Genomic DNA, 14,161 nt, shown 5'->3' on the forward strand with positions numbered 1-14,161 from the left:
ACCGGCCCCCGCGTCGTCCCGGCGCGGGGGCAGGGACGTCAGGGCGCCGACGAGGCGAGGGACGCGGAGAGTTCGCAGAGGGCGGCGCGGTTGGTGCGGCCCGTCTTGGTGCCGAGGGCGGCGATGTGCTTCTCGACCGTACGCGGGGAGATGTAGAGGCGGTCGGCGATGTCCTTGTTGCCCAGGCGCTCCGCGAGGAGCCGGAAGACCTCGTACTCGCGGACGGTGACGCCCTGGGAGCGCAGGACGTCCGGGATCGTGCTCGAACCCGTGCGGCGCTGCTGGACCGGGGCGCCCATCCGGCGCAGGGCCGCGCGGCAGGCGCCCGCGACCGCGGCCACGCCGCCCTGGTGGAAGTGCTCCTCGACGCGGCGCAGCCAGGCCACCGGCTCGCCCCAGCCGTCCTCGTACGCCGCTTCCGCGATCAGCCGCAGGCCCAGGTGGAGCGCGGTGGCGTACGGGGCCGCGGCGCGCAGGGCCTCGGCCGCGGCGGCCGCGGCCTCCTCGGGGCGGCGTTCGCGGCCCAGCAGGACGGCGCCGGCGAACAGGACGAACTGCCGGTTCCAGCGCATCCGGCCGGGTGCGGTGGCGGCGATCTCCTCGTACGCGGCGCGGTCGGCCTCCCCCGACAGCACGTCCAGGAGCAGGCCGATGCCGTACCGCCCGCTGAGGTAGTACGTACTGGGGTTGATGTCCTCGAGGGCGGCGACGGCGCGCAGTTCGCGGACGGCGCCGGGCCGGTCCTCCTCCGTCAGCGCGCAGAAGGCCCGGGCGAGGCCGCGGGTCAGCGGTTCCTCCTGGGAGCCGGCCCCGTCGCAGTCGGCGAACGCGGCGAGGGCGCTCTCCATCGCGGGCCGGTCGCCCCGGTGGGCGGCCATCGCCGCCCGGGCCATCAGGACGTAGCGGGTGGCCGGGGCCAGCCGGAGGCGCTGTACGACGGCCAGGCACTCCTCGGCGGACTGCTGGGCGGCGGTGAACTCGGCCCGCAGGACGGCGTCGAGGATCATGATGCCGTCGATGGTGTAGACGATGGTGGCCGAGCCGAGCCGCTGGGCCTCGCTGCGGGCGGCCAGCAGCGGGGCGGTGGCGCCCTCGGTGAGCCAGTAGTTCCCGCCGATCCGGGTGAGCGCGTACATGCGCTGGAGCGGGAGCTGGTGCTGCTCGGCGGTCTGCAGGGCCGATTCCAGCAGGGCGGTGGCCTCGTCGAAGTCCCGTTCGCGGGCGAGGGTGGCGAGGAGTTCCAGGGACTGGCAGGCGACGGTCGCCAGGCCGTGGCGCTGCGCTGCCTGGAGCGCGGAGTGGGCGAGTTTCTCGGCCAGTTGGGTGCGGTCCGGGCCGGGGGTGTCGAGTGCGAGGTACGCGGCGGTCACATCGATCGAGGCGGTGCAGCGTTCGTCGGGCCGGGGCCCCAGGAGGGATCTGGCCTGGGATATCTGTCTGTTGCCGTCCTCCCAGCGGCCCGCGGTGTGGGCCACCTTGGCGAGCCGGGTGTGCAGTGCGGCGAGCCGGGAGGCGCTCAGGCCGCTGCCGCCGAGGGTGTGCAGGTTCTCCGCGAAGCCGAAGGCCCGGGCGAAGTCCCCGGCTTCGGCGAGCGCGGGGAGCAGGGCCTCCAGGGCGTCGGTGCGCCCGGCGGGGTCCTGGCTGGCGGCGAGCAGCCGTTCGGCGCGGCTGAGCAGGGTGATCGCGGAGCCGATCGCGCCGGCTGCGAGGGCGCGCAGGCCGGCGTCGGTGAACAGGCGGCCGGCCTCGGCCTCGTCGCCCGCCTGGGAGCGCAGCTCCGCGACGAGGGGGCACCAGTCGCCCTCGAGGTCCGGGTAGAGCGCCTGCACCGCGTCCGCGGCACGGCCGGACATCGTCGCCCGGTTGCCCGGTGTGAGCTGGGTGAGCAGGGCCTCGGCGGTGAGCGAGTGGCGGAACGCGTACCAGTCCGGGGCGGGTTCGTCGGGGACGACGAGCTGGGCCGCGACGCCGGCGTGCAAGTGGCTGAGCAGCCCGCGGTCGTCGATGCCGGTCATCCGCTGGAGCACGGTCAGCGGGAAGCGGCGGCCGATCACGGCGGCCGCGGACAGCAGGGTCAGCCCCTGCGGGCCGAGCCGGTCGATGCGGCGCAGGATCCCGCGGGCGAGGGCGGTGGACACGTCGCTGCGCAGGTCGCCGACGACGCGCCAGCCGTCCTCGAAGCGGACGAGGGCGCCACTGCCGATCATGCCCTGGAGCAGCTCCTCGACGAGGAAGGGGCTGCCGGCGCTGTCGTCCCAGAGCCGGTCCAGGGCCGCCTGCGGCACCAGCTCGGGTTCGGTGTCCAGCTGGGCGGCGATGACCGCGCGGACTTCGGGGCGGGTGAGCGGGGCGAGTTCCAGTACGGTCCCCACGCCGCGCCGGCGGGCCGAGTCGGCCATGTCGAGCGCGTCGCAGGGCTCCGTACGGATCGTGGCCAGGAGCACCACGTTGGTGTACTCCAGGTTGTCCACCAGGTACTCGACGACCGCGAGCGTCTCGGGGTCGGCGTCGTGCAGGTCCTCCAGCAGCAGGAGCTGGCCGTGCTCCTTGCCGGTGGCGATGAGCAGCCGCAGTACGGCCTCGCCGAGGATGACCATGGAGCTGTTGTTCTCGGCGTCGCTGCTCCAGTCCGGGATGATCCTGCCGAGCGCGGGCCGGTAGGGGCCCAGCGGCAGATCGTCCAAGGGCTCGCCGCTGCGGAACAGCGACATCAGCGCTTCGGTGAGTGGCCGGAAAGGGACGGTGGGGCCGGTGGTGCTGCTCCGGCCCCGCAGGGCCCGCATGCCCATGCCGAAGGCCATGCCCACGGCTTCGGCGGCGAGGCGGGACTTTCCGATTCCGGCCTCGCCGACGAGGAAGACGACCCCGCCGCGCCCTTCGCCCGCGTCGGTCAGTGCCTGCTTGATCTCCCGCAGTTGCGAGTCACGACCGACCATGTACCGCGAACGGGAACGCATGTCCGCAATCTAGTTCATGTGAACGGCTCATTGTGCGACGAAAGTTGGCCGTTTCGAACAAGGGCGGCGTGGAGATCCGGGAAAGATCCGGAGAAGATCGGACACGGACCTTCGGGTGACGGGAGACGGACTACCAGGTGACGTTCGGGGCCGAGACGCTGGTGTCGATCGAGCTCAGGGTGATCACGATGCCGCTGGTGAGCACCACACCGGCCAGAGCACGGGCCCGGGCGCACGCCTTGTTCCGACCCGACAGGGTGATCCCGCCGGCCGGGTCCTCGATCCGCGCCTCGGCCGCGGCGTCGGCGGCGGCCTCGTCGGCGGCGGTGACGGACTGGGCGTTGACCTGGGACTTCTGCATGGTGGTGAGTACCTTTCTCGTTGCCTGATGGGGAGTGGCGCTCAGTGCTGACGTGCTGCGGTGCAGAGGTGCCGATCGGGTTCGAGCAGCAGGACGGACGGGACGGCCTCCGGGAAGCCCAGCCTGAGCAGGGCGTATCCGATCCCGGAGAGCCCGGTGAGGAAACCGGGGGAGGGTACGTGGTCGGGGGTGCCGCAGCGGTGGCCGTGGTCCTCGAGCCGGCCGAGGACCTCCCCGGCGCGGTGGCCGAGTGCGGCCCGGGCCCCCTCGTGGCCCTGCCCGGCCAGGACGCCGAGCAGCTCCAGGGAGCCGACGGCACCGTGCTGCAGGCTGAGGTCGGGGGATTCGAAGGGCGCACCCGACAGGGCGGCGCACCGGTCGAGTTCTGCCACGGGCACGTCGGCGCCGAGTGCGTCGGGGCCGAGTGCGTCGGCGGCGGCCAGCGCGGTGCCCGCGAGACCCGTGTGCCAGCCGAGGTCGGTGGGACGGCGCAGGGCTTCGTCCAGTGCCGTGCGCAGCAGCGCGGCACCGGTGCGGGCGTACGCGGCATCCGGCTGCCCCGCCTCCTGCGAGGCGGCGGCGTGGCGCAGCAGGGCCCAGCCGATCCCGGCGTCGCCGTGGGCGAAACCGGGGGCCGCCGGGCGCTGTTCGGCGAGCCGCTTCTCGGCCCGGACCAGCAGCCGGTCGGCGAGCCGCCGGGCCACTGCTCCCGCCTCGGCCCCGTACGTGCGCTGCGCGGCGACCGCGGCGGCCAGGGCTCCGGCGAGGCCGTCGGCCAGATCGGCCGGCCCTTCGGCGCCCTCCTCGGCGTCGGCCTCGGCGGCGCGTTCCAGGGCGGCGAGGGCGTCGGGCAGGCAGTCGCCCAGGCCCTCGCCGAGCAGCGGGGCCAGCCGGGCCACGGTGTAGACGATGCCGCCGAGTCCGTGCAGCGCGCCGGGTCCGACCGCGGCGCCCAGCCCGGGGTTCGCGGCCAGCGTCGCGAGCAGCGCGGGCAGCGGCCGTACGGCCTGCCGGGCGAGCGCGGTGTACCGCTCGGCACCGGTCAGGGCGCCGAGCTGGGCCAGGAACAGCGCCACCCCGCAGTAGCCCTGGGCGAGCCCGCCGCCCATCGGCAGGACGGCCCAGTGCTCGCCGGCCACCTGCTCCAGGCCGAGCCAGTTGACCCGCCCGCCGCCGTGCACCGCCCGGGCGGCGATCTCGTCCGCGATCCCGCAGGCCGCGGCCAGCAGCCGCGACGGCTCGGGTACGACGGCCGGCGCGGCGCGGCCGGCGAGGGTGGAACGAGGGCCGCCGACGCTGAGGTTGGCCCCGGTGACGGCGAGCGTCGCCGAGATGATCCACTCCTGGTCGTGGCGGTCCACCTCCCCCATGGCGGCGATCTTGTCGCGGGCGGAGCGCAGGCTGGGGGCCGGCAGCACCCCTTCGAGGCGGGTGCCCCGGGAGGTGCGCAGCACGGTGTCGGCGGGGTGGTGGAAGAAGAGCGGCACGTCCCCGGTCCACAGGTCGGCGATCTCGTCCTCGATCAGCCGCTGGCGGGCCGGGTCGTGCTCGGACTCCGCCCAGAGCACGGCGAGCACCGCGTCACGGGTCAGGGCGTCGCGCAGCACGTCGGGGTGGGTGGACTCGTCCAGCAGGGTCGTGTAGAGGCGGGTCGAGCGGGCGATCAGGCGCCCGGGGCTGGTGGCCCAGCGGGCCAGCAGACCGCCGTCGGCGCCGCCCCCCTCGCCGTCTGCGTCTGCGCCGCCCAGGAGTTCGGCCCGGTGCTCGGCGATCGCGTCGTACCCGGCCCGGAACCCCTCCAGCAGCGCCGCCCGGTGGTCGGCGTGCCCGGCCGCCCGGCCCTGCGGCGCCGGCCGGTTCTGCCCGGCCGCGCTGGCCACCGGGCCGCGCAGCAGCCGCATCCCGTCCGTCCCTGCGGCCTCCCAGCGCAGCCCGTCACTGGGGTACGAGCCGCCGTCCCCGCCGCCCAGCGCCGAGATGTCCATGGCGCCGTTCTCGCCGATCAGCAGGCTCGGCAGCAGGCAGGTGCGGTACACCGAGGAGGCCAGGGCGTCCGCCGCCGGGTCGGACCCGCAGGTCACGGCAGCCGGCAGACCGGAGTGGAGCAGGGTCTCGGCGTCCACCAGCACCGGCTGGTCACCGCAGGCGATGACGTTCTCGTAGTGCATGTCCACGCCGTCGACCGCGTAGAGGAGGGCGAGCAGCGCGCCCTGGCGCCGGTAGAACCGGTCCAGTTCGGTGGGCGTGGCGCACCAGCCGTGCTCGATGAACTCCAGCCACCCGTACCCGTCGCCGCGCACCGAGCGCGGGGTCCGCAGGCCCAGGCCCGGCACCTTGCCGTTGGCCCAGCCCACCGCCCGGTCCAGCAGGACGTGCTGGTCCAGCGGCCGGGGCTTGTAGACGACGGTCGCCCCGTCGGCGAAGCCCAGCAGGGCCACGGACCGGTTGCCCTGGTGGACGTCACCCCGGCCGAGGTCCACCCGTACGAGGGCGCCCGGGTCGCAGCCGTGCAGCAGCCCCTCGACGATCGCCGCCCGGTCGGCGGTGAATCGGTCCACCAGCTCCACCGTGGCCGAGGCCGCGAGGCCGCAGGTCTGGCCCAGCATCCGCGCCAGCACCGGGTAGCGGGTGAACAGTTCGGCGAGGCCCTGCCGGGTGCCGAGCCGCGCCAGGAAGACCGCGAACCGCTCCCGCGGGGTCTCCCCCGCCAGCAGGCCCTCCGTACGGGCCCGGTGGAGTTCCCGGACCAAGGTGCGGGCGGACTGCCGGATCAGCCGGTCACCGAGCCGCTCCTCGAACCCGGCCCGCACGGCGCCGAGTTCGTCCGCGGCGAGTTCGATGCGTGCGGCCGCCTCCGCCCAGGCGGCTGCGATCAGGGGGCGCAGCGCGGGCAGGAACACCGCGGCGCCGTCCGCGTCCGGCGCCGCGGGGACCGGCAGGCCGGCCTGTGCGGGGGCCGCGGCCACCATCTGCTCGATGTACCGGGCCCACTGCGGCTTGGCCGTACGGGCGGCCAGCCGGCCGGGGGCCTCCGCCGCGAGGGCGTACGCCACGTCCTCGCCGGCTCCCAGGCCCGCCAGCCGGGCCGCGAAGCCCTCCGTGTCCCCCAGGGACCACGAAGCCGGTCGGCTCTGGGGGGCGTCGGCCGGCGCGGGTACCGGGGCACCCGGGGCGGCGAGCCGCTCCCGCAGGTTCAGGGCCCGGGCCCACCAGGAGGGGGCCAGGCCGCCGACCTGGGTTTCTTCGGCGGTGGTGGCGGTGTCAGTCACAGGAGAAAACTCGCAGAGCGCGGGGCCGCGCGCATGGGGGCCGATCCCCCATATTCCGCGGAGCCGCCCCCATGGCCCCTGCGGGCCCTGCGTACGGGGCGGTGCGGCGGCCGTCGGGCGGGGCGGCGGCGCACCGGTTCCGGCAGGTCGCGGGCCGACTCGGGGGCTGCCTGCGCAGGATCCGTGCCTGCGGAGGGGCACGTTCAGGAAATGTGGGGGCCGGGGCCCGATGCCCCACCCGGCCGGCGCCCGGCAGCCTGTGTCCAGTGCCCCTTCCGCCCGTCCGGCTACCCCGGCCGGCGGATGATCATCGGAGGACCTGGTGGGAGTACCCGTCCCTGTCGACGTCGTCGCATTCGACCCCGTGCTGGAAGCCGGAACCAAGAGCACCCTGTTCGCCTGCCCGGAGGTGTGCCTGACGGCGCCCGGCGGCGCACCGCGGGTCGTGGTCATGACCGTGGACCAGGTCGGCCGGCCGGAGCTCGACGTGCTGCGCACCGTCCGCGACGCCCCGGCCCGCCCCGATGTGGTGCTGGTGGCGGGCGAGTTGGCGCCCGACGGCGCCCTGCACGCCATAGCGGCCGGCGCCCGCGGGCTGCTGCGCCGCCGCGAGGCGGACGTCAATCGGCTCTCGCGCGCCGTACTGGCCGCCTCCCGCGGCGACTGCACGCTGCCGCCGGATCTGCTGGACCGGCTGCTGGAGCGCTCCGGCGCCGGCGGCCGGGCGGGCAGCGGGTCCGACGGGGGTACGGATCCGTGGGCGGCGGCGGGCCTGAGCGACCGGGAGCGCAGCGTGTTGCGCCTGGTCGCCGACGGCCACGAGACGAACGAGATAGCCAAGCAGCTGTGCTACTCGCCGCGCACCGTGACGAGCGTCGTCCACGACATCACCCAGCGGTTCCGGCTGCGCAACCGCGCGCACGCGGTCGCCTACGCCCTCCGGGTGGGCCTGCTGTGAGCGCCGTCGCCGAACTCACGCGCGAGAGCGCGCCCGTACGGGTCCCGGCGGCGCCGGACCGCCTGAGCCTGCTGCGTCAGGCCGGGGACGGCCGGATGCCGTACCCGGCCCTGGTCCGCCTGCTCGGCGCGGCCACGACCGCCGGCACGGCCATCGGCATCGGCACCGGCACCGCCGCCGGACCCACCGCCGGGGCCGCACCGGGGCCCCGGTCCGCGACCCCGCCGGACGCCCCCCGGCTCACGGCCCGCCAGACCGCGGTGCTCACACTGATGGCGGAGGGCCACGGCAACGCGGTGATCGCCCGCACCCTGTCCTGCTCGGAGCACACGATCAAGAACGTGATCTACGAGCTGATGTCCCGTCTCCAGGCCCGCAACCGCGCCCACGCCGTGGCCTGTGCGGTCCGCCACAGCCTCATCTGAGGTGTTGGCCGGAAAGCCGCCCTTGCCCATCGCGCCGCGGGTGTACGGTCGCGATCAAGTAGGCGGATCGGGCCGGGGGTTGGGGTGACATGAGCAACGAAACGCGCCGTCGGAGCGCGGACGTCCGCCGGAGGGTGGAGCAGATCGCGCTCGGCCTGCTGGCCACGTCGGGTGTGGTGGTCCTGCTGGCGGACCTCTTCGGCTGGCTCGACGCACTCGCCCCCGGAGGCGCGCTCCCCAAAGTCACCCTGCTCATCCTGAGCACGGTCACGGTGTTCCTGTTGCTGGAACTCGACCGCCTGAAACGGCTCGACGACGTACAGGACGACGTCAAAGCCCTGGACACCAGCGTCCGGACGAAGATCGACACCCTGAACGAAAACGTCGAGGCGCACCTCTCCAAGCTCGACGTCGACGCCATCGCCCAGCGCCTCAAGCGGCAGCACTACGGCGGCGTGGTCGGGGTCCACAGCCGCTTCCCCGAGGAAGCGTTCACCGGGTTCCTGGAGCGCGCCGGGGACGAGCTGGTGATCCTGCAGACGTGGATTCCCAACCTGCACCACCTCAGGGCCGCCTTGCGCAAGGCGCTCGTCGATCAGCAGGTCAGCGTACGCATCCTGCTTCTGCATCCCTCCTCGCCGGTGGCGGGGCTGCGTGACGAGGCGCTCAGGGCGGTGCGCGATCCGGCACTCGCGGTGAACGTGAAGGCGAGCGTCGAATCCTGCCTCGCCGGACTCGCCCAGCTGAACGGGGACATTCCTGCCGAGAGCCGGGCACGGCTCAAGGTGCGGCTCTACAACTCCCTGCCCTCCATCGCCGTGTTCAAGGTCGACCAGCATTTGCTGGTCAGCTCGTTCCTGCACGGCCAACTCGCCATCGATTCCACTCAGATCGAGATCGACGGCGGCGACACCGTCATGGGCGAAGAGGTCCAGCAGGAGCTGCGCACGCTGTGGAGCATCGGCAAGGACGTGGATCTCCTCGACTGGCGCACGTCGGTGGCAAACATCAGCCTGTGATCCACGGAAAGGTACGGCCATGCACGATCTGCACGATCTGGACCGGTTCGAGGACGCTCTCATCGAGCGGTTCAAGGAGCATCCGGTCCTGGCGAACGTGACCGGGCTCCCGGACGAGGACTTCGCCGAGCTCCTGCTCCAGCGGCGCTTCGTCTCGCTCGCCTTCACCCCCTCCTACGACCTCGCGATCGACCTGCTGCGCGACGAGGCGGGGCTGCGGATCGCCCGGGTCATCCTGCGCGAGGAGTATCCGGACGGCAGCGGCCGGACGCCCTCGCACCGGGAGGACATGACGCAGGACATGAGCCGGCTGGGGATCTCCCGCTCCGCCCTGGTGGCCTCGCGGCCCACGGCGGAGACGCGGCAGGCCATCGAGGACACCCTGGAGCTGATCGCCGACGCGGGCGGCCACGCGAATGCCGACCTGCGGCTGCTGACGGTCCTGCGGTTCTGGGGCGAGGTGCTCGTCTCCGTCGAGTACGGCCGGCTGTGGGAGCGGATGGCTCCCCTGCTGACCGACGAGGGCAGGAACCGCTCCCGCTTCTACTACCCGCACCACGTCCACGATGCGAAGACGCACTCCCTGGCGACGCTCTCCCTGCTGTCCGGCTCCCACTCCGACCGCCTGGCCACGCGGGTGACCGAACTCCTCGCCCAGGAGGAGTCGACCGACTGCTTCAGGGAGCTGGAGGAGCGGGCCCTCCAGCTCAAGACCCGCTTCTACGACCAGTTCCTCCCCGCCGTGGACCGCGTCGCGGTCTGACCCGGTAGCCCGCGCAGCCACCTCGGCTACCGGCCTTCACAGACCGGCCGGGTCGGCACGCGGACCGGCAGGGTCCGCCGCTCTTCGGCAGTGAACTCGCGGCCGCCGATGAGCTTGCACAGTTCGCGCTGCCAGAAGCCGGGGTCGAGGCGCAGCGGGCCGCCGCTGCCCTTCGGGTCGAGGTAGATCACTGTTTTGCCGTCGTCCGAGAGATCCATGAACTGGTACCCGCCCCGGCCGCCCAAGCGGTCTTTGGTCTGGCCGAAATCGTAGGAGTCCAGATAGGCCTGGGCCCCGACCCGGAAGGTGCGGATGGTGCTGTTGGCGGCCACCACGTAGCGGCCGTCGCTGTCGACGAACCATGCGACGAACTGCGTGCCGGCCGAGTCACCGACGCTGGGCAGCGGTCCCAGCTCCCTGCGCAGCGGGTCCCTTCGCCACAACTCGATGATCCCGCCGCTCCTCATCAGTGCGAAGTAGCGGCCGCTGGGCTCGAACTGGACGCCGATCGCGTCCTCGGCGACCTGAACCGTCGCGACCGTGCGGCCCGTGGTGACGTCGGCGATGCGCACGACCGGATCGCCGGGGACGAACACGAACACCTGGTTCGCGACCGGATAGGGGACGACGCTCACGGCCGGGGCCCTGTCCGCGGTGCCGCTCGCGGGGAGCAGGTCCTTGGCATCGAAGTGCGCGAGCTCCTTCCCCGTCTCCGGGTCCCACTGCTGCACCTTCGTCCCCGCGTAGGTCACCAGCTTCCCGTCCCGGTGGAAGTAGTATCCGAACGCGTCGTCGGACGGTGGCATCGCGGTGGATATCCGGACGGTCTGCCGCAGGGTGGACACCTCGCGGACGGAGACCGTGTTCTTCCCGTCCCGGTCGGCGAGGAGCCTGCCGTCCCGGCGCAGCAGGAGTCTGGGGTTCTTGGGTTCGAAGTACGGCTGCGGCCGCGGCGCCTCGGCGAGCAGCCGGTCGTCGTCCACCGCCGCGGGCCGCAGCTGCAGGGACGCGCCGCCCTTGAGCAGGGTGATCGTCCTGCTGCCGTCGGAGGTCAGCCGCTGCTCGCTCGCATCGAGCCTTTGCGGCGCGGGCCAGATCCGGGTGTGGGCGATCCACGGGGTGCTGTTGCTCATCGTCGCGAGGTACAGCTTCCCCTCCCGGGACACCAGGTGCAGGGAGTTGGAGCTGGTCCCGTCGCGGGCCGTGGCGCGGGCGATCTCCTTCTGCTCGTCCAGGTCGGCCAATACCAGGCCGTCGATGCCCTTGAGTGCGATCCTGCGCCCGGTCTCGTCGACTACCCCGTCGGGGCACAAGTTCTTCGCGACGTACTGGCCGCCCTCCTGGGCGCCGTCGGAGAGCCGGAGCCGGCTGAAGACGGAGCCGTCACCCTGCTTCCGGCAGACGATGACCTTGGCCCGGTCGCCGGAGGGGACGAACTCGTACGCCTCGCCCACCACTTCACGGGGCGCACCGCCGGCCGGGTCGAGGGCGACGAGGCGCTGCCCCTGGTCGATGTCCTCGCCCCGCCAGAGTCCCGCCAGCAGCGTCCGGTTGTCAGGCGCGAACCACACGCTTCCGTTCGGCCGGCCGGGGAGCGGTACCGATCCGCCCTGCGCGCCCGTGTCCAGGTCCCACCAGACCAGGCTGTTCTCCGTCGTCACGGCGACCCGGCGGCCGTCCGCCGACATCGCCATTCCTCGCGCGGGGTCGCCGAACTGCTGCGCGCCCGCCACCCTCGGCAGCCGGTGCACGGGCCCGCTGATCCGGTCCCCGTCGGCGTGCACCTCGAACCAGCCGCCGCTTCCGTTGTCGGCGACGAACGCGGCCCGGCTGCCGTCCGGCGAGACCAAGGCGGTGACCACCTGCTTCACGTCGAGCAGTTCGCTGCGCACCGTGCCCGAGGCGGCGTGCACGATGATCACGGCGCGGCCCGCGGTCGACCGCGCGAACACCACCTCGCCGTCCCGGCTGGTGTCGAACTGCGCGATCGGTCCCGACGGTCCGGACAGCACGCGGTCCGCGTCCGAGTACGTCAGGTACTGGCGCAGCAGCTGGTTGCGCGCCTCCTCCGTCGGCGCCGTGTCGTACGCGGAGATCGCGAGCATGACGCCCCGGACCGGGTCGTTGACCGCCTCGTCCTGCGCGACCTGTGCCAGGGCGCGGGAACCGGCCAGTGCGTCGCGTTTGCGGCTTTGATCGCTGGCGTACGCGAACATCCCCGCGAAGACCAGGGCCAGCACCAAGCTGCTCACGCCGATGGAGACCAACACCCGGCGGATGCGGGTGCGGGAGCGGTGGTGCGTGTGGCCCCGTTCCAGGTAGTCGCGTTCCGTTTCGGTCAGTTCGGCGCCGCGCGCCTCCAGCCACTGCCGGGCGCCCGCCAGCGCGGAGGCGGACGGCAGGAGCTCGGGGGCACGGCCGCCGGACTCCCAGCGGTCCATGTCGTGCCGCAGGGACTCGCGCCAGCCGAGGAAGGACCGGTCGACCGCCGCCCACCCCGCCAGCCTCGTCCAACCGGTGATCAGTGCCTCGTGGGCGAGTTCGACGGTCTCGGTACCTTCGGCATCGGTGGCGGCGACCAGCAGCCGGGTGGCGGCGAGGGCCTGCGCGATCCGCGCTTCGTCCTCCCCCAGCTCCCGGCGCGCCGCGGTGCGGCGGGTCGCGGCCGCCGAGCCGATCGGTACCCGGATGAGCCGGGTGAACAGCCGCCGTGCCGCCCCGGCGTCCGAGGCCGGCACGTACGCCTCCCACACCTCCTCGGCGTAGGCGGACAGCGCGCCGGTGACACCGCCGAGGGCCCCGTACGCCCCGTGGGTCAGCAGTCCGCCGTTCTGGCGCTGCCACAGCTGGTCCAGGGTGAAACCCAGCAGGGGCAGGGCCCCGTGCCCGGTGCCGGTGTCGGCCAGGATGCGGTCGGCGAGGTCTGCCTCGTACCGTACGCCGGGCACGGCGGCGACCGGAGCGGTCACGGCCTCGCGGAGCTGCCGGGGTCCGAGCGGGGCGAGGTAGTGGATTCCGCTCCTGAGGACCTCCCCCAGGCCCTCGTGGTCCAGTGCGGCTTCCAGGAAGTCCGCGCGCAGGGTGGTCAGCACCCTGACGTCCGACGGCAGGGCATCGTGGTAGAGCACGGCGGCCAGCTGGTCCACGGCCGCCGGACCACGCGCGAGCAGTTCCTCGAACTGGTCGACCACGACGAGCAGTCGACGGGTGTGGTCCCGGGCCGTGAGCGCCGCCGCGATGTCGGCCAGGCCGCCGTCGGCCAGCGCCCCGGCCACGGCGGGAAGCCGGGTCAGTCGTTCGGTCTCGGACAGACCGGGCTCCAGCAGGGGCAGCAGTACGGCGGCCAGGGCGGTCAGCGGAGTACGGCCGGAGTCGGGGCGCAGGACGACCACCGCGTCGCCGGCTGCGCGTCGGCGCGGCACGATCCCGGCCAGGGCCAGTGAGGACTTGCCCGAGCCGGAGGGGCCCACGAGGGTGATCCACCGCCGGCCGGTGAGTTCCGCGGCCAGGGCCTTGCTCTCCGGCCTCCTGCCGTGGAAGACGGCCGCGTCGGACTCCTGGAAGGCCGAGAGGCTGCGGAACGGCGAGGGCGGCAGGGCCAGCTCGGCCAGTCCGGGCCACGCGGCCAGCAGACCGGTCGTGGGGATCAGATAGCTCACTCCGGGCTCTGCGGCCTCGGCCTGCACCATCATGCCGACCACGCCCCCGAGCCGGTCGTCCCACACCGGGCTGCCGCTGAATCCCCGGGTGACCCGATATCCCTCCCGGGAGGCGGGATCCGCCTGGATCCATCCGGTGGCCTGCCCCTCCCGCAGGACGGCGGAATGCCACACCCCGTCCGGGCGGCCCGCCGGGAAGCCGAAGGCCCGCACCGGGTGGTCCCACACGTCCTCGTGCTGGGTCTCGACCAGCCTGACGGGCCGGCCCCCGGGCAGCGGCGCGCTCAGTCGCAGCACGGCCATGTCGCCGGCGCCGGACTGCTGCGGCGGCACCCAGTTCGCGACGCTCGCCGTCACGCCGCCGCTACCGCCGCGCTGCCCGCCGGGAAGCAGCGGCAGGTCGACGTGGAGGCGGGCCGAGGGGGGCGGCTCGGCGCCGTGCGGCGTGCTGAGCGCGGCCGAGACCACGTGAGCGCAGGTGAGGGCGAGTCCGGGAGAGACCAGGAAGCCCAGGCCGACGGGTTCGCCCCGGGCGTCGCGGATCCGCAGCAGGGCCGCATCGAGGGCCTTGGGCCCGGGCCTCTCCCCTGCTAACGGCGCTGCGTCGCTCACGGCGCGGACTCCCCGGGCTCCGCTGCATCCGCCGCATCCGAGGGAGCCGGCGGCGGGGGCGGCGGTGGAGCGGTGGCGCCGTCCACGACCGACACGGGCAACTCCACGAGGTACGCCATGCTTCCCCCTCCGGGGCAC

8 protein-coding genes are annotated in these 14,161 nt (G+C 73.8%); 4 read left to right on the forward strand and 4 right to left on the reverse strand.

The window, feature by feature from the left end; all coding sequences use genetic code 11:
- Positions 1–38 precede the first annotated feature (38 nt).
- The 3 genes from OHT74_RS09495 to OHT74_RS09505 all read right to left on the reverse strand — a co-directional run bounded on the left by OHT74_RS09495 (position 39) and on the right by OHT74_RS09505 (position 6,587).
- Positions 39–2,957: a helix-turn-helix transcriptional regulator gene (locus OHT74_RS09495; protein WP_328620019.1), complete on the reverse strand. Its 2,919-nt coding sequence runs from the start codon at positions 2,955–2,957 to the stop codon at positions 39–41.
- 130 nt (positions 2,958–3,087) lie between these two features.
- Positions 3,088–3,318 (reverse strand): hypothetical protein, encoded by a 231-nt coding sequence (locus OHT74_RS09500; RefSeq protein ID WP_266634258.1) that lies wholly within the window; start codon positions 3,316–3,318, stop codon positions 3,088–3,090.
- A gap of 41 nt (positions 3,319–3,359) precedes the next feature.
- A complete protein-coding gene (locus OHT74_RS09505; RefSeq protein WP_328620020.1) occupies positions 3,360–6,587 on the reverse strand; it encodes a type 2 lanthipeptide synthetase LanM family protein in 3,228 nt (1,075 codons plus the stop codon).
- 322 nt (positions 6,588–6,909) lie between these two features.
- Here OHT74_RS09505 and OHT74_RS09510 point away from each other — a divergent pair, with 322 nt between their 5' ends.
- The 4 genes from OHT74_RS09510 (at position 6,910) to OHT74_RS09525 (ending at position 9,752) form a co-directional block, all read left to right on the forward strand.
- Positions 6,910–7,545, forward strand: coding sequence for a helix-turn-helix transcriptional regulator (locus tag OHT74_RS09510; protein WP_266662569.1), 636 nt, complete (start codon positions 6,910–6,912; stop codon positions 7,543–7,545).
- Entirely contained in the window at positions 7,542–7,970 is a 429-nt protein-coding gene (locus OHT74_RS09515; protein WP_328620021.1) for a helix-turn-helix transcriptional regulator, read from the forward strand. Before OHT74_RS09510 ends, OHT74_RS09515 begins: the two co-directional genes overlap by 4 nt.
- Before the next feature lie 89 nt (positions 7,971–8,059).
- Positions 8,060–8,989, forward strand: coding sequence for a hypothetical protein (locus tag OHT74_RS09520; protein ID WP_328620022.1), 930 nt, complete (start codon positions 8,060–8,062; stop codon positions 8,987–8,989).
- Positions 8,990–9,008: 19 nt separating this feature from the next.
- On the forward strand, positions 9,009–9,752 hold the full coding sequence (locus OHT74_RS09525; RefSeq protein WP_328620023.1) for a hypothetical protein: 744 nt from the start codon (positions 9,009–9,011) through the stop codon (positions 9,750–9,752).
- 26 nt (positions 9,753–9,778) lie between these two features.
- Here OHT74_RS09525 and OHT74_RS09530 read toward each other — a convergent pair whose 3' ends face one another.
- A complete protein-coding gene (locus OHT74_RS09530; protein ID WP_328620024.1) occupies positions 9,779–14,023 on the reverse strand; it encodes a serine protease in 4,245 nt (1,414 codons plus the stop codon).
- Positions 14,024–14,161: the final 138 nt, after the last annotated feature.

Source organism: Streptomyces sp. NBC_00354 (assembly GCF_036106915.1).
Taxonomy (GTDB): Bacteria; Actinomycetota; Actinomycetes; order Streptomycetales; family Streptomycetaceae; genus Streptomyces.

What these genes read in the sequence shown, in the direction of transcription:
- OHT74_RS09495 (WP_328620019.1), bottom strand. Translation starts at nt 2,957, where the DNA reads ATGCGTTCCCGTTCGCGGTACATGGTCGGTCGTGACTCGCAACTGCGG.
- OHT74_RS09525 (WP_328620023.1), top strand. Translation starts at nt 9,009, where the DNA reads ATGCACGATCTGCACGATCTGGACCGGTTCGAGGACGCTCTCATCGAG.
- OHT74_RS09520 (WP_328620022.1), top strand. Translation starts at nt 8,060, where the DNA reads ATGAGCAACGAAACGCGCCGTCGGAGCGCGGACGTCCGCCGGAGGGTG.
- OHT74_RS09500 (WP_266634258.1), bottom strand. Translation starts at nt 3,318, where the DNA reads ATGCAGAAGTCCCAGGTCAACGCCCAGTCCGTCACCGCCGCCGACGAG.